We start from the raw sequence: 15,978 nt of genomic DNA, 5'->3' as shown, positions 1-15,978 counted from the left end.
TGGCTCATGATGAGAGCGCCTGAGGGCATGCCTGAACCCGCGCCCGGCGACCACTGCCGTACCGAGCGCGGGTTTCGCTTTCCGGCCCTACCTCGCGCCGATCACCTCACCCGAGGTTCCAGTGCTGATGAGCGCCGCCGTTGGAGTCCCAGACCTGGACGGGGCTTCCGTTGGCGGTCTGCCCTGCGGGTACCTCCAGCGCCCTGCCGGAGGCGACGTTGGTCAGGGTGTACGAACCGTCGCCGTTCCGGCTCGCCCGCCAGTGCTGGTTGGCACCGCCGTTGGCGTCCCAGATCTCCATCCGCGTGCCGTTGCCCGTCTGACCACCCGGCTCGTCGAGAACCCGCCCGCTGCCGACATTCGTCAGCGTGAACGAACCATCGCTGTTCTGGCTCGCCCGCCACTGCTGGTTCGCAGCGCCGTTGGCGTCCCAGACCTGCAGGGTCGTGCCGTTGGCCGTCTGCCCGCCCGGCACGTCCAGCGCCCGGCCCGCGGCAGCGTCGGTCAAGGAGTACACCGTCCCCGGGACGATGTCGCCCGGGCTGCCGCCCCCACTGCCGCCCAAAGCGCTCAGGACCGAGCCGTAGGCGGGCTTCTTGTTGCCTGCGCCGTCGAACAGCAGGGGGTTGTCCCCACTCCGCCAGGAGTCGCTGTCCCGGATGCCCCAGACGGTGATGCCGGTGCAGCGGGCCACGTTCATACAGGCCTTGACGGTGTTCGCGTACGCCGTGGTCGGTGCCTGCGCGATGTCGAGTTCGGTGATCTGTACGTCGACGCCGAGCGCGGCGAAGTTCGACAGGGTGGTCTGGAAGCTCGACGGCGGGCCGCCGGTGCCGAAGTGGGACTGGAAGCCGACGCAGTCGATGGGCACGCCACGGGACTTGAAGTCGCGCACCATGGCGTAGACGCCCTGGGTCTTGGCGTCCGACCAGTTCTCGATGTTGTAGTCGTTGTAGCAGAGCTTGGCCGACGGGTCGGCTGCCCGGGCGGTGCGGAAGGCCTCTTCGATGAAGCCGTTGCCCAGCACGTTCTGGAACACCGAGCTGCGGTGCTGGCTGCTGCCGTCCGCGAACGCCTCGTTGACCACGTCCCAGGCGTAGATCTTGCCCTTGAAGTGGGTCATCTCGGTGGTGATGTGGTTGTCCATCACGGTGCGCAGGGTGTTCGCGTCCGTGAGGGAGCTGACCCAGCCGGGCAGCTGGGAGTGCCAGACGAGGGTGTGGCCGCGCATCCGCTGTCCGTGGGCGGTGGCGTGGTTGACGATCTGGTCGGCGGGGCCGAAATTGAACGAACCGCGGGAGGGTTCGGTGGTGTCCCACTTCATCTCGTTCTCGGGCGTGATCATGCTGAACTCGCGGTCCAGGATTCCCGAGTAGGTCGCGTCACCGAGCTTCCCGGCGGCCACGGCCGTGCCGAAGTAGCGGCCGCTGCCGGCCGCTGCCGCGCCCAGTGTGCCGGAGGCTGCGTGCGCGGCGGCAGGACCGGCAAGAGCCAGTGCCGTGCCGGCCGTCAGTACGGCGGCCAGGGCCAGGACCTTGCGCGGTCGGGGCTCTTCGTTGAGCCAGGACATGAAGGATCAGTCTCCTTGTGTGGGGGATGGCACCGGCCGAGATTCTGTGCCCCGGCCGGGTGGGGTCACTGGGCCGAGGTGACCGGCAGCGCGGTCCACTGCTGGTTGGCGCCGCCGTTGCAGTCCCACAGGACCAGTTGCGTTCCGTCGGTGGTGGACGAGCCGGGGTCGTCGAGGCAGCGGCCGGAGGCAGGATTGCGGTAGCCGCCGTCGTACGCCTGCCACTGCTGGTTGCCGCCGCCGTTGCAGTCCCAGATCTCGATCCCCGTGCCGTTGGCGGTACCGCGGCCCGTTGCGTCGAGGCACTTGCCGAGCGCTCGCAGCGTGCCGTCGGAGAGCGCGGACCACTGCTGTGCGTTCGAACCGTTGCATGCCGCGATGTCCGCGGCGGTCCCGCTGACGGCGCTGCCGTTGTTGACGTCGAGGCACTTCCCCGCGATTCCGGAGCGCACCTCACCGCCCGCCGATACCGGCGGCCTGATCCAGCCGGCCGCGTCCGCGGCCTGGACCCCGGCGTTGAAGGCGTCCGCCATCTTGCGGAAGCCGTTGTCGTTGGGGTGCAGGGCGTCGGAGAGATCCGCACTGGTCAGAGCGCTCATGTCCACCAGCCGTACATGTTTGCCGGCGGCCTGCTCGGCCTGCACGATCCCAGGGAGCTTGGCGTTGAACGCGGGACGGACGGCCTCCTCGGTGCCGCTGGTGGAGACGATCACGGTGCCGACGAGGACGGTCGCGTCGGGGGCGTCGCGGGTGATCTGGTCGATGAGCGCGCGGAGCCGGTCGGGGGCGGTCGGGACCTGGTAACTGCCGTTCAGGTCATTGGTGCCGATCTCCAGGGTGACCACGTTGGGGCGGTAACGGGCCAGCACGGAGTCGGCGATGCCGGCGATCTGGTCGATCCGCCAGCCGGAGTGGCCTTCGTTTTCCGGGTCGGGCATGGTGCCGTTGCGGCCCGAGCCGACGAAGTCCAGAGCATGCCCCTCGGCCGACAGCTGGTTCCCCAGGAAATCGCGGTAGCTGTTCCCGGACGGGCTGCCGACGCCCCAGGTGATCGAGTCGCCCAACGGCATCAGCCGCAGTGGGGCGGGCGCGGCGGCGGCACCTTCGGCGGAGGGCGGCGCCCCGGTGGCGGTGGCGGACGCCGCGGGTGGTGCGGCGCCGATGGCGAGCGCGGCCGTCAGCGCGACGGCAAGGGATACCGAGCACTTCTTCATGAGCGTTCCTCACTGGTGCGGGACAGTGGGTGGGGAGAACGAGCACACGAATCGAACGGTCAGCTGGGGTGAAGTCCTGGTTGGTGCCGGCTGTGTTCTTGCAGGGCCATTGGTGCAACCGCCGGCCGGGGCCGCGGGCGCCGCCGTAGGCGTCCAGGCGCTTCCGGCCTCCGCCGCGGGAGCCGAAGCCCAGCGGCTCGGACAACCGGCAGGCTGCGCCTACCAGGTGGACCACGGTGTCCGAATCGGCCGACAGCCGGTGCGCGGGCTGCCGCGCCTGGTCGATGCCGGCGAACGGCTGCTCGGCGGTGCCGTTCCCGCCAGGTGCCGTGTCCGGGGGGCCGGTGTCCGCATCTCGTGACGCGTCGCCCGCGGCCGGTGGTGGGCCGGCCGCAGACCGGAGCCCGTCAGGTCAGTTGAGGCTCCACCGCTGGTTGGATCCGCCGTTGCACGGCCAGAGTTCTGCCAAGGCGCCGTTGGCCGTGGAAGCACCGGTGACGTCGAGGCACAGCCCGGACTGGACGCCGGTGACGGTGCCGTCCGAGTTCACCTGCCACTGCTGGTTGGCGCCCCCGTTGCACGGCCAGGTCACCACCTTGGTGCCGGCGGACGTCTGGTTGTCGTACGCGTCCAGGCACATCTGGCTGCTGCCGCTGTAGACGGTCAGCTGGCCCGAGGAGGTACGGGTCCACGTCTGGTTGGCGCCGCCGCTGCAGTCCCAGATCTGCAGTTGGGTGCCGGCCGTGGTGGAGGAGTTCGGCACGTCCAGGCACTTGCCCGCGCCCACCGCGTGCAGCGCGCCGGTACTCGTCCCGCCCCCCGCGGAGTTGCCGTACCCGACGGCGGTGATGTTGGCCTGGACGGCGTTCTCCGTGGCGTCCGACGGGTAGCCGGAGGTCATCACGCCCTCGTAGAAGGTGCCTTGGGCACCCTTGCTGTTGTCGCCGCCGGTGCCCAGGATGATGGCGCCCTGCTTGCGCATCGGGTTGTATCCCGAGACGTTGGGGCGTACTCCGTCGTAGAACGTGGACAGTCCGCCGGACTGCGCGTTGCCACCACGGATCGCCCAGTGGTTCGGGCCGCCCTTGATGATGGCGGTCGTGTAGCGGTAGTTGATGGTCGGGTCGTTGGCGTTGTAGTGCTGGTTCACCCCGGAGAAGAGGCCGTTCTCCAGGTCGGCCATGATCCACGGACCGTTGCCCGAACCGTAGCCCCACACCTTGATGTTGCCGAAGTAGATGGCCTCCATCGTGCCGTTGCCGTCGTCGTTGCTGTCCGTCTCGGCGTTGCCGTAGTCGAAGCAGCAGCCGCCGTTGTAGTGCGTGCCGTCGAAGATCGCGTACATGCCCTCGGCGTTGTCCCCGGTGGCGATGCCGTTCGTGTGGTTGTTCCGGTAGCCCGTACCGGGCGCCACGAAGACGCCGTAGGCCTTGTGTCCGCCCACCGTGGTGGGCGCGGCGGTCGCGTTCGCGAGGTTGTCGGGGCCGCCCGCGGCACCGCCGCCGGGTGCCTGGGTGAGGTTGTTGCTGCGGCCGGACTGGTCGTAGATGACCGTGATCAGGCAGGACGTCCCCGAGCAGAACGAGTCCTGGGCGGCGGCGTCGGCGTACCCGCCCGCGCTCAGAACCCCGATGTCACGGGTGGAGTTGTCGGAGGCGCGCCGGACCTGGTACAGCGGCCCGTTGTACGAGGCGTACAGCGCTCGTGTGGTGCTGTGCGCCGCCACGCAGGGCGTGCCGCCTGCCGCGTAGATGTCACAGGGCCCGGACGTGGCGGCCCGAGCTGTGCCGGCCGTGGCCGTGGCGCCGACGAGAGCGCCGGCGACGAGCGCGGCTGCGGCCCCCGCCCGGGCGAACGTCTTCCACCGGGAACGGGCCGGGCCCGCCGACGGAGGGAGATGTGTCCGAGGCGACGCGGTTCGTGGCGCGCCGCGGTGGCGTACCGCCGCGAGTAACCGCTCGACGCTGTCGCGCCTGGGCAGCAGACGGCGTCTTGTACGTGTGGTTCCCATCTGGACTCCCTACCGTGCCGGTGCAACCCGGTCGGGTTGCGGTGGTGGCGGTGACACATGCCGAAGCGCCTGAACGTGCCGTTGTGCAGTGGGATTGCCGAGAGGTGTCGGGGGGACACGGTGCTGCCGGTCTCGCAGAGCGGCCAAGGGTGGGCAGCCACTTCCCGCGGACCTTGTTGCGGAATCGATTCGACTGCTGATTGCCGCGGTTCGCAAGCTCTTGGGAAGCACGAAAAGTTGCGATGGAACGGGCCCGGACCGCGGCCCGACCTACTGCCGCGATGGTGCTGGAGGCCGCGCGAGGGTGACCGTCGGCCGTCCACCGAACTTACGGATGACCCTCCATCGGGCCACTGAACAGGAATATCTCCGAGTGGGCCCAGATCACGGAGCACCGGAGCGCAGGCCACTCACCGAAGCGGACGCCCCTGAACGGGGGTTGGCACCGTTTGCGCTTCGCACTACGCGACTGGCCTGCGCAACGCCGGTCGTGAAACCCCGTCGAATCGCTTGCGTCGAATCGGTTCGCCCTGATCTCGGAACGTCGTGAGACGCGAAACGGGCCCACAACCCCAACCCGACGAAGGCGAGACCGTACTTGCTGCGCTGTCCGAAACCGTACGAGTCCTCCGTCATCGCTTGCTGGGCCACCAGGTACCTCGACGGTCGGTCGGCCAGCCACCATGCAGGCCTCAACCGACAGCCTCGGACGCTTCCTTACCGGGGAGACCGCGGAGCCCTTCGCCCGACCGCACCGGACGAACGCCAGGGCCGATGCGCGGACGACAACGCCGACGCAGACATCCACGGATCGCCTTGGAACTGTAGCCCTTGTCGCCAATGACGTGAGACGGCCTGGTCCGCGGCCGGTCCAGGCCGATCATCGGACCTCCCGCGCATCGACTGGTGGTGGCGTCCCCTCGCCCGTCCCGCGACCCGCCCATCAGCACGGGTCACAGCCGACGTCGGCAGCGAGCCACGACAACGACCCCACTCCGTGCCACAGGCCGCCGAAGCCGCGGGCCCATGCCATTCCGGGCTGCACCACCCCGAGCCCGGGCTCAGCGTGCCGCCGCCCCGGTCCGGAGAAGCCACCACGCCGTAGCTGATCGCACCCGACCACATACTCCTGGGCACCGCAGACCGCCATCGCACCCCGACCCCTCCCACGCAACCGCCCCCTCGCCGCACGGAACGGTCGCCGACCTGCACTGACCAGCCGCGGCCGCCTGAGGGCACGGTCACCGCAGTGCGTGAGCATCGGCTCGATCGGAGGCATGAGGGCCACACCCACACGTATGCGCCGTGCCAGCTCACCACGCGCGCTGTTGTTGCGGCTGGCTTGATCGGCACGCCGACGAATCCGCCCGATCCGGGGGCCTGGCTCGTCAGCAAAGAGCGGATCGAGTAATGCATACATAAGTGATGTATAGGTGCAATTTTGGGTGGTACTCCGACAGGACACACACAGAACGGAGAACTCCATGGTGATCAAGAAGATGCACGACATGGGCATCCGCAGTGAACACGCCTACATCGCCGGAGTGGCGTCCATCGGTCTCAGCTTCGCGTCCTGGCTGACCAGCCTCAAAGCCGAGCAGGCCGGCGTCGAGCGAGCCGACCGATGGGGGATCTTCGTCGGTGAATGGGCCCCGACGTTCATAGGGCTCGGCCTGGCACTCTCCCACTACGAACAGCAGGAGGGCACCCTCAGCGGGTCCCTGCACGCCGTGAGGCAAGCCAGCTGATTCCGGGCCACCGCCCGGTCCGCACCTGCTACGGGGAGGAGGCCAGAAGCCTGGTCGCGGTCGGGAGGTAGGAGTGGATCTGGAAGAAGTTGCCGATGAGCTGTACGCCCTGGCACCGGCTGATTTCACGGCCGTCCGGGACGAGCGCGCCAAGGCCGCCCGCGCTGCCGGGGACCGGGAGCTGGCCGGACAGATCCGCCGGCCGTCGGCCCACCCTGGCGGCGTGGGCGAGCAACCTGCTCGTGCGCGAGCAGCCGGAGGAGAGCCATCAGCTGCTGCGGCTCGGCGAGGCACTGCGGCGGGCCCGCGAGGATCTCGACGGTGAGCAGCTGCGGGAGCTGTCGGCGCAGCAGCACCAGCTCACCTTCGCCCTGGGGCGTCTCGGTGCTTTGCTGAAACCAGTTCGCCGTCGTCGCCGACCACGACTGCCCAGTCCTCGTGACGCTCGCGGACGATGCGGCAGGTGTTGTCCGCTGCGAGGAGGTCATCGCTATCGAGGGCCGTTTCGTAGAGGGACAGCCATTCAGCGGTGGCCATCGCTGCTTGCCAATCAAACAAGTCGGCTGTCTGCGCGCCTGCGTCGTCCGGCTGCGGCACCGTCCAGAACAGCTCAACAGCAGTCGGGCCCGTTACCTTCGCGTCCAATTACACCCCCTGAATCACAGGGGTAACCGTGTGTGTTCGCGAGCTAACGGTCAAGTCCTGCTGCACGACCGGAAGGCCATGAATCTTGGGTCTGCGACGCGTTGGACCGCAGGCGGTCGGCACGTCCTGGCTGGTCGTAGCGGGTGAGATCTGGGCGAGGCTGTCGACGAGGTTCATGCGGACACCCTGGCGCGACCGGAGGGGGAATCGATGGGAAGCGCCCACAGCCTGCACCTCAATGGGCCGTCCACACACGGTAGAGCGGCAACGGCCGGGCGCTTCGACGCGTTCCTACACAGTCCCGACACACACCACACGCGCGGGCCTCAGGTACCGGGTAGTTCACTGTGCAGGCGCCAGGAATCGGCAACGCCCGGGGGCCTCACAGCCGGTATGGCTGATCTTGGCGCGGTGCCGGACGTGGTGACAGGTACTGCGTTCACGGTGACAACTGTCGTGCTCAGTCACAGCAACCGCCCCAATGTCTCCAGCTGATCCGGACATGTCGGTGCCCAGTGAAATGATGGGCACCGAGGTCAACCAACGCCCTGGGAGCCATCAGTGGATCAGGAACTCGAACGCTCTTGACACCGGGTGATGCTCTGGCAACGCGGGTTCCTGCTGGTGGTGCTTGCCATCGGTGTCGTGGGCGGCGTGATCGCGGCCCGCTCCGGTAACGGCCTCCCCGCCGGGCAGTTCGCCGGGGTTGGTCGTCGCATTGGCCGGCTTGACCTGGAACGTCGCCCATGTTCGACGGCGGAGTGCTCGGCATTCACCGAGATCCTGAAGCCGAGAGCGTCGCACTCAGGTCCGGGCACCGCAGGTGGGAGGGCCGCTGCACCCGGAGATACCTGAGAAGGGACAGCAGCGTCAGAAGCTGTGCTGAGTGCTGCGTAACTGCCCGTACCGGTTTTCCAGTTGTGGTTGATGACCTGGTCCGTCTGGCGCGAGAACCGCTTGGCTGGTGGGACACTCAGTCGGGACGTGACGATCTAGGGAGTTCAGAGCATGGTGGCAGGTGCCCTCGACGGACCGGTTCCAGAAGCAGCCCCACGTGGGCAACAGGTCCTCGACGGCCTGAACCAGGCAATCGACGCCCAGCTCCCACTGGCGCGCAGGAGCATCGCGCGGGCCCGTCGGCGGAACCCGGAGGCGACACCAGCACAGGTCATCCGCGACCTGGAGTGGAAGTACGTCAGGGCCCTTGCTGGGAGAGGCGCCGTAACTGGAGCAGCTGCGGCCGCGCCCGGCCTCGGCACGGGATCCGTCTCGGCAGGTGAGGCTCTCTCGTCTCTTCAGCTGAACACCCTCTTCGTGGTCTCGATCGCCGAAGTCCACGGAGTCGACGACGAGGACGAGCGCCTGCGAACGATCGTGAGGGGAATGGTGCTCGACGGGATCGGCTCAGCCACCATTCCGAGGATCGCCGCGCGTACCGGACCACACTGGGGACGGCAGGTGGTCGCCAAGGTTTCTGGCGCGAGGCTGCATCAGCTCAACGGCGTGCTGGGACCGAACTTCTTCACGAAGTACGGGACCAAAGAGGGAATTGTTGTGCTCGGCCACGTTGCGCCGCTCGGTTTCGGTGCCGTGATTGGTGGTAGCGCCAACGCTGCCCTTGCCGCTCTGCACGTCGGGGCAGCTCGTCGCGCATTCGGCCCTCCCCCGGCGTCGTGGCCTACGCCGAGGCTCGGTACGCCGCTCACGTCCGAGGACTCGCTCGGCTGACCCCCCGGAGTGCTTGAAGCGCACTGGGGCCGACTCTGGTGGCGGAGCCGGCCACGACGCCGAACGCACTGGCGCCCCGGCGTCGGAGGGCGGGCGTCGTATCCGAACGACTCCGGCATGCCGCAACAGATCTGGACGACCGGGGCTGACGTGCCGGGCGTGAGTCGTGAACCCTACGGCTGGTGGTGCTCCCGCCAGGCGCGGCACAGTGCGTTGAACTCCTCCTGACGTTCGGCAAGAAGGTCCTGGGGCCGCTGCAGGTGGCAGTCCAGGATGCGCACGCCGTCCTGGAACGGTGCGAAGCCGATCCGCTCCCATACGCGGCTCAACTTGGCGGCGGCTTCGCGATGCTGGCCTTCGGTCGACTCGCGGCCGTCGGCCGATCCGGGCTCGTACGCCACCGCGACACAGTCTTGCGAGAGGCGGCGGATGGCGGCACCTGCCAGGACCGGGCCCAGGCCCAGGCCCAGGCCCAGGCCGCGCCACGGTGGTTCCAGGATGACCCGCTCCATGACGAGCAGGTCACCGACGGGGTGCGCGAGCGAGGCCTCGAAGGCCGGCTCCCATCGGCCGTCAACGACGTCCAGCACAACCTCGCCGATACGGGAGACGTCCCCGGTGTAGGAGTCCATCGCCTCGAACGGATGGTCCGGGCCGAACATCCGCACCCGCACGAACGACATGCGGCCCACCGTGACGTCCTGGACCGCGTCCAGCGACTCCTGATCCATGTCGCTTTAGGCGGCCAGCTCCTCCGCCAGGACGTCCGCGTCGATCCGAGCGGACACCTTCCACACCTCCAGCGTGTTCTCGAACTCGTACGTCTGGACAGGGTGTTCGTGATCGTAAGCGAGGCTAATCAGCGACGGATCGACGGGCAGCTGGGCAATCTGGGGAGCCATGAGGGGCACCGTGCCAGCGTAGTTCTGTCCGGCCGGCACGTGCCGGGGAACAGCGGCGACCGCCGCCTCAGCGCCGTAAAGCCGGGGAGCGAGCCGTGCGAGAGCCGAGTGAAACGATCCTGGTGATCCAGGAGACATACCTCTGCAGGCAGAGGTGAATCAGTTCGACGCTTCGCTGGTCGCGGACTTCGACGGGCATCCGGTGTCGGACGTGGACGACGTCATCCACGACGCGCTCGACGATCCCCGGCACCGCGAGCGCATGCCGGGTTTGGCGGGCCCCTTGAACGATGACTCGGCCGTGGCCCGGGAGCGGTTCCTGGCCTGCGTCGCACTGACGACCTGGGCGGAACTGGCGGGGTTCGACGCTGTGGTCGCCGCCGCGCGCGATCCCGAACGGGCGCCCTGGTACGACATCCTCATCGACCGCAAGTCCTCCGTCGACAACACCTTCGCGCAACTGTCGTTGGCCGTTGGTGACAGCGACGACCTCGCACTGGAGAAGGACACCTGGGAGCAACGGACAGAGGCCTTCTGGGCGTTGGTAAGGATCGCGGACACGGATACTTCGAGGGACGCCGAGCCTGATCACCGGCGGCACGCCGTGGTGGAACAAGTGAACGCGGACATCAAGAACAGCACGTTCGTACACGCGCCGTCCGGGCACTTCCAGGCGAATGCCGCCTGGCTCACCCTCGCCGCCCTGGCCCACAACCTCACCCGCGCCACCGACCGCCCGACACGCTCTGCCCAACCCGCCCGAAGGGGCCCGAGACGTGTGGACATGTGGAAGAGCTGGGCAGACCAGCGGAGACTGCCTGCCCAAACCACAGATCAACCGCCAGACACTCGAACGACCCCGGAACGATCGCTCCTGAATCAAGCCGGTGGATCCGGGCTCAGTGGGTGCAGAGCCCTTGCCGTCGCCCCGTTCCGCCGTGTATCTATTACAACCGTAAGAAGAACGATCGTAATGTAACTGCACGGAGCCGCGGTCCTCGCGCCGTATCCGGGGAGGCCAGATGAAGACGACAAAGAGCATGAAGTGGATCGACGTGCCCACGCGCACGATCGATGTCGGCGGGGTGCCGTTCGCCTACCGCGAGCTCGGTCCGACCGGTGGTGTTCCGGTGGTGTTCCTGCACCACCTGATGGCTGTCCTTGACGACTGGGACCCGAGGATCATCGACGGCATCGCTGCCCGCCACCGGGTGATCACGTTCGACAACCGCGGGGTCGGCGGGTCCGGAGGATCCGTACCGCCCGACGTCGAGGAGATGGGCCGCGACGCCGTCGCCTTGATCCGTGCGATGGGACTCGAGAAGGTCGACCTCTTCGGGTTCTCGCTCGGCGGCGGAGTCGCACAGATGGTGGCCCTGCAGGCACCCGAGCTCGTGCGCCGGATCATCCTGGCCGGGACCGGTCCCCGCGGAGGCGGCGGCATCAAGGAGATCAACAAGGTCGCGGTCAAGGCGTACGTCAAGTCCGCGCTCACCCTGAAAGACGCCAGGACATTCCTGTTCTTCCCGCGCGACGCCGAGGGCAAGCGGGCCGCGAAGGACTACCTCGCCCGGCTCAAGGAACGCACCCAGAATCGCGACGAGAAAATCTCCCTGCAGGCTCGACGCGCGCAGCTGAAGGCCATCCGCGCGGCCGGACTGCACGCACCCGACGACCTCTCGGTGATCACCCAGCCGGTCTTCGTCGCCAACGGTGATCACGACCTCATGGTGGCCAGCAGCAACTCGGCCGACATGGCCCGCCGGATCCCGAACGCCCGGCTGAAGATCTATCCGAACTCCGGGCACGGCGGCGTCTTCCAGTACCACCGGGAGTTCGTCCCCGAGGCTCTGGAGTTCCTCAATGGCTGAGAGATCCGACCGGTCGATCGCCGGAAAGGTCGCCCTCGTCACTGGCGGCGGCCGGGGCCTGGGCGCGGCGACCGCGCGGTCCCTGACCGCCGCCGGTGCCCGGGTCTTCGTGGTCGATCTGCACCGTCCGGCCGCGGGCGAGGCGATCGACGAGCGGGTCACCTACCTGGTCGGTGATGTGACCGACCTCGGCGACATGACCCGAGCGGTCGAGACCGTCGTCAGGGACGCCGGCCGCCTGGACATCGTGATCGCGAACGCAGGTGTGGTTGCGCGGGGCGTAACCCTCCGGGCGTCATCGCCTCCGGTGGTCGACCGACTCTTCGACGTGAACGTCGGAGGGGCACTCAACACGGTCCGTGCTGCCCTTCCGGGCCTCATCGAGAACCGTGGCCGGCTCGTCCTGATCTCGTCGGTGTTCGCCTTCGTCAACGGGGCCGGCACGATCCCGTACGCGATGAGCAAGGCAGCGGTCGAGCAGCTCGGCCGTGGACTGAGGGTCGAGCTCGCCGCCCATGGCGTCAGCGTCACGACCGCGTACTTCGCGATGATCAACACGGACATGATCCGGCAGAGCATCGACGAGGATCCAACAGCCCAGGCGCTGCTCGACACCCAACCGAGGTTCCTGCGCAAGCGCATCAGCCCCGAGCAAGCGGCGCAAGCCATCGTCGAGGGCCTGTGCCGCCGCGATGTGCGGGTCTTCCGTCCGCGCAGATGGACAGTGGTCTCGAGGGTCCGCGGCATCATCGCACCCGCCCTGGACTCCGGCCTGGCGCGGGATCGCACCGTCCAGAGCATCCTCGGACGCCTCGACGGACGTGCGGGCGAGGACTTTCTCACCACCTGATGTCAGCAACAACGCGGTGCCTCGACTACGCACAGACCAGGAGCCATTGATGACGAGTTCGACCCGGAACGTGTCCGGTCTACTGACCCGCACCGCGTCGGAATACCCGGCGCGCACGGCGATCGTCTTCGGTGGAGACCGGATCTCCTACGCGGAACTCGACGCGGCGTCGAACCGGGTGGCGAACCTGCTGACCGAGCGCGGCATCCGCCCTGGCGAGAAGGTTGCCCTGTCCTGCGCGAACATCCCGCAGTTCACGACGATCTACTTCGGGATCCTCAAGGCCGGCGCGGTCGTCCTGCCGTTGAACGTACTCCTCAAGGCGCGGGAGATCGCCTACCACCTCAACGACTCGGACGCGAGGGCGTACTTCGCCTTCGAAGGCAGTCCAGAACTCCCGATCGGGCGCGAGGCATGGTCGGCCTTTCAGGCCGCCGACCAGGCCGCGCACTTCTTCCTCATCGGCAGCGGCGCGTCTGTGGACGGCGTCACCCCGGACCAGATCTTTGCCGCCGCTGTCGCCGGGCGGCCAGAGACGTTCGAGACGGTCGAGCGTGCCGACGACGACACCGCGGTCATCCTCTACACATCCGGTACCACCGGGCAGCCCAAGGGCGCAGAACTCAGACACCGGAACGTGTACGACATCGCCCGAGCCGGTGCCCAGCTCTTCGAGTCGGACCCCGCGACACCCGACGTCTACCTGTGCGTTCTTCCGCTCTTCCATGCCTTCGGCCAGATGGTCATCCAGAACGGCGCCGTCGGGTTCGGCGGCACACTCGTCCTGCAGGCAAGGTTCTCCGCCCATGAGGCGCTGGAGCTCATGCTCGACCATGCCGTGACGTTCTTCGGCGGCGTACCGACCATGTACTGGGGCCTGCTCGAGGCACTCGACGACAGCGTCGACGTCGCCCGGCTGGCCGCAAATCTGCGCATCGCCGTGTCCGGTGGTTCCGCGCTTCCCGCGAAGATCCACCAAGAGTTCAAGAAACGCTTTGGTGTGACGATCCTCGAGGGCTACGGGCTCTCGGAGACGGTGGCCATCGCGTCATTCGCCACGTACGGCGAGGAGCCCAGAGTCGGATCGATCGGCCGGCCCATCGCCGGGGTCCAGATGAAGCTCATCGACGACGACTGGTCGGATGTGGAGGACGACCCCGGCGCGGTCGGGGAGATCGCGATCAAGGGCTACAACATCATGAAGGGCTACTACAAGCGCCCCGAGGCCACCTCGGAGGCCATCAACCAAGGATGGTTCCGCACCGGAGATCTGGCTCGCAAGGACGCGGACGGCTTCTACTTCGTCGTCGACCGGTCCAAGGACATGATCATTCGCGGCGGGTTCAACGTCTACCCGCGCGAGCTCGAGGAGGTGTTCATGGAGCACCCCGCAGTCTCTCTGGTCGCCGTCATCGGAGTTCCGCACCCAAGTCACGGGGAAGAGATCAAGGCCGTCGTCGTCAAGAACGCCGGCGACAGGACGACTGAGGCTGAGCTGACAGCCTGGGGAAAAGAGCAATTCGCCGGCTACAAATACCCGCGCATCGTCGAGTTCGTCGACGCCCTGCCCATGACCGCCACCGGGAAGATCCTCAAGCGCGAACTGTCCTAGTGGGCTCGCTCCGACTCCAGCATCGCAGAAATCGAACGGAAGGCTATGAAAAAGAGAGCTATTAACTATGATTTCTTAATCTACAGTGGTCGATGAGCCGCCTCGGCCGACCGGCGACGGGGCTCATCCGTACTTCCGGTCGCGAGAACTCCGTACTTCCGGTGGTGGGCGGCCATCGCCGCGAGATCGGTGTGCCCCCTGGATTCGATGACCTCCGTCAGTGGCTGTGTCAGTCTCTGTGGGCTCTGGTCCACCTCCTGGGCTCGGTCGCTGATTTGGGGGTGGTGACGATCAAGGACGGGTGGGCATCACCTTGGCGTGGGGGATGTGGTTCGCCTCGCTGACCTCCTTTTTCAGGGGGCCGGAGTCGAGGCAGAAGAGGTTGTTCTTGGGGACACTGAGGTCCGTCTTGCCGTGCGGTCCATGGTGGGGTCGGCCGCCTGTCCGGGGTGTGGATGGAGATCCTCCCGAGTGCACTCCTACTACCAGCGGTGTCTGGCGGACCGTCGCGTTGCTGGTCGGCAGGTACGACTCGACCTGCGGGCGCTCTCCCCACCCACCATCCTGGGCGAACTGGACGTGCACGGACGGCAGCGGCCGCTGGTCGCCCGCACCCGCGAACGCCACCAGCAGATCCACGAACGCATCGAACGCGGCGACAGCCTGCGAGCCATCGCCCGCGAACTCCGATTCAGCCGCGGCACCGTCCTACGCTTCGCCCGAGCCGCCGATGTCGAGCAGCTCCTCGTCGCGGCAACCCACCGCCCCAGCGTGATCGACGGCTACCGGCTCTACCTGCATCACCGCTGGATGGAGGGCTGCACCAACGCCGCCGCGCTCACCCGGGAGATCCAGCAGCTGGGCTACCGCGGCGACATGAACACCGTCCGCCGCCACCTGCGGCCCTACCGCACCGGAACGATCCCGGTGGACGCTCCGCTTCCCCACCTGACCGTCCGCCGGGTCACCAACTGGATCATGCGCCGGCCCGAACACCTCACCGACACAGAGTCCAAGTGCCTCGACGAACTGTGCGAACGCAGCCCCGCACTGACCACAACCACCGAATACGCCCGGCGCGCTTGATCAACCGGCTGACACCCCCAGCCATAGCGGGAGCTGGGGATGTGGTGCGTCAGACGCGCTGCCCGGCGTCCAGCAGGGCGAGGGCGTTGTTGATCCCCTGATCGAGGAGCTCATCGGCCAGTTGGCTGTCGGTCAAGGCGCGGGCAAGCTGGAGGGTCCCGGCCATCAGGCCGAGGAGGCTCAGCGCCTTCACACGTGCGGAGGACGGGGCCTCGGGCGCCATGCGGGCGGCAATGCCCTCTATGAGGACCAGCACGCCGTCGGTGTACGCCTGCCTGGTTGTGTCGGTGCAGCGCCCGAGTTCGTCGAGCAGAGCGGCGTTGGGGCAGCCGTCGCCGAGGCTGTCGCGGTGCCAGGGCGACAGGTACCCGCGCACGATCTGCTCGATTCCGGCACGGCCAGGCGCGGCCAGCGCGACGACGCTCTCGGCCTGCGCCTTCAACTGGTCGGCGATTGCCGTGGCGACGAGGTCGTCCTTGGATTCGAAGTGTGCGTAGAAGGCCCCGTTGGTCAGCCCCGCGTCCTTCATGAGCGTCGAGACCCCGGAGCCGTCGATACCGTCTTGCTTGAACCGGCGGCCCGCAGTCTCGATGATCCGCCGCCTCGTCTCCTGCTTGTGCTCCTTTGCGTACCGCACCACAGCACATGCTCCTTCGCCGGCCGGAAGAGCCGGTTGCCCTTCTCCGACTCGCCAGTCTATGGTATTGCGGACGTACTCCAAAGAGTTGGCGGCGGCGCCGG

Annotated in this window: 13 protein-coding genes and 3 pseudogenes; 7 read left to right on the top strand and 9 right to left on the bottom strand. The window is 67.7% G+C overall.

The genetic code is table 11. The features are described 5' to 3' along the window. Positions 1-115 precede the first annotated feature (115 nt). The 4 genes and pseudogenes from OHB00_RS41140 to OHB00_RS41125 form a co-directional block, all read right to left on the bottom strand. A pseudogene (locus OHB00_RS41140) lies at positions 116-1,570 on the bottom strand (endo-1,4-beta-xylanase); the annotation flags it as partial. A gap of 65 nt (positions 1,571-1,635) precedes the next feature. Beyond that, entirely contained in the window at positions 1,636-2,784 is a 1,149-nt protein-coding gene (locus OHB00_RS41135) for a ricin-type beta-trefoil lectin domain protein (RefSeq protein WP_406442749.1), read from the bottom strand. A 412-nt stretch (positions 2,785-3,196) separates the two neighbouring features. After that, positions 3,197-4,795, bottom strand: coding sequence for an arabinofuranosidase catalytic domain-containing protein (locus OHB00_RS41130; protein WP_406442747.1), 1,599 nt, complete (start codon positions 4,793-4,795; stop codon positions 3,197-3,199). 788 nt (positions 4,796-5,583) lie between these two features. After that, positions 5,584-5,682 (bottom strand): annotated as a pseudogene (locus OHB00_RS41125) (IS5/IS1182 family transposase); the annotation flags it as partial. A gap of 597 nt (positions 5,683-6,279) precedes the next feature. On the opposite strand from OHB00_RS41125, the gene OHB00_RS41120 reads away from it, so the two are divergent. Then, a complete protein-coding gene (locus OHB00_RS41120) occupies positions 6,280-6,543 on the top strand; it encodes a hypothetical protein (RefSeq protein WP_406442745.1) in 264 nt (87 codons plus the stop codon). A gap of 28 nt (positions 6,544-6,571) precedes the next feature. On the opposite strand, the gene OHB00_RS41115 is transcribed toward OHB00_RS41120, so the two are convergent. Next, the gene (locus OHB00_RS41115; RefSeq protein ID WP_406442743.1) at positions 6,572-6,757 is read right to left on the bottom strand and encodes a hypothetical protein; all 186 of its coding nucleotides are present in this window, start codon (positions 6,755-6,757) and stop codon (positions 6,572-6,574) included. Between the two features lie 146 nt (positions 6,758-6,903). Further along, the gene (locus OHB00_RS41110; protein ID WP_406442741.1) at positions 6,904-7,188 is read right to left on the bottom strand and encodes a hypothetical protein; all 285 of its coding nucleotides are present in this window, start codon (positions 7,186-7,188) and stop codon (positions 6,904-6,906) included. A 1,008-nt stretch (positions 7,189-8,196) separates the two neighbouring features. On the opposite strand from OHB00_RS41110, the gene OHB00_RS41105 reads away from it, so the two are divergent. Then, on the top strand, positions 8,197-8,916 hold the full coding sequence (locus OHB00_RS41105; RefSeq protein ID WP_406442739.1) for a hypothetical protein: 720 nt from the start codon (positions 8,197-8,199) through the stop codon (positions 8,914-8,916). 173 nt (positions 8,917-9,089) lie between these two features. Here the strand turns inward: OHB00_RS41105 and OHB00_RS41100 are convergent, their stop codons facing one another. Both OHB00_RS41100 and OHB00_RS41095 read right to left on the bottom strand, forming a co-directional pair. Next, positions 9,090-9,647, bottom strand: a complete 558-nt coding sequence (locus OHB00_RS41100) for a hypothetical protein (protein WP_406442738.1) — start codon at positions 9,645-9,647, stop codon at positions 9,090-9,092. Between the two features lie 6 nt (positions 9,648-9,653). Continuing rightward, positions 9,654-9,818, bottom strand: coding sequence for a hypothetical protein (locus OHB00_RS41095; RefSeq protein ID WP_406442736.1), 165 nt, complete (start codon positions 9,816-9,818; stop codon positions 9,654-9,656). Positions 9,819-10,395: 577 nt separating this feature from the next. Here OHB00_RS41095 and OHB00_RS41090 point away from each other — a divergent pair. From OHB00_RS41090 to OHB00_RS41070, 5 genes and pseudogenes are all read left to right on the top strand, one after another. Further along, positions 10,396-10,545: pseudogene (locus tag OHB00_RS41090) on the top strand (IS1380 family transposase); the annotation flags it as partial. 295 nt (positions 10,546-10,840) lie between these two features. After that, positions 10,841-11,689, top strand: coding sequence for an alpha/beta fold hydrolase (locus tag OHB00_RS41085; protein ID WP_406442734.1), 849 nt, complete (start codon positions 10,841-10,843; stop codon positions 11,687-11,689). Then, entirely contained in the window at positions 11,682-12,539 is an 858-nt protein-coding gene (locus OHB00_RS41080) for an SDR family NAD(P)-dependent oxidoreductase (protein ID WP_406442732.1), read from the top strand. The genes OHB00_RS41085 and OHB00_RS41080 overlap by 8 nt, the downstream gene beginning before the upstream one ends. A 49-nt stretch (positions 12,540-12,588) precedes the next feature. Continuing rightward, positions 12,589-14,151, top strand: a complete 1,563-nt coding sequence (locus OHB00_RS41075) for a long-chain-fatty-acid--CoA ligase (RefSeq protein ID WP_406442731.1) — start codon at positions 12,589-12,591, stop codon at positions 14,149-14,151. A gap of 471 nt (positions 14,152-14,622) precedes the next feature. Continuing rightward, positions 14,623-15,237: a hypothetical protein gene (locus OHB00_RS41070; RefSeq protein ID WP_406442729.1), complete on the top strand. Its 615-nt coding sequence runs from the start codon at positions 14,623-14,625 to the stop codon at positions 15,235-15,237. Between the two features lie 49 nt (positions 15,238-15,286). On the opposite strand, the gene OHB00_RS41065 is transcribed toward OHB00_RS41070, so the two are convergent. Then, positions 15,287-15,877, bottom strand: a complete 591-nt coding sequence (locus OHB00_RS41065) for a TetR/AcrR family transcriptional regulator (protein WP_406446199.1) — start codon at positions 15,875-15,877, stop codon at positions 15,287-15,289. Positions 15,878-15,978: the final 101 nt, after the last annotated feature.

Source organism: Streptomyces sp. NBC_00631, assembly GCF_045206895.1.
Classification (GTDB): domain Bacteria; phylum Actinomycetota; class Actinomycetes; order Streptomycetales; family Streptomycetaceae; genus Streptomyces.
The sequence above is the reverse complement of the archived record's forward strand: the minus strand, read 5'-3'. Positions and strand labels throughout refer to the sequence as shown.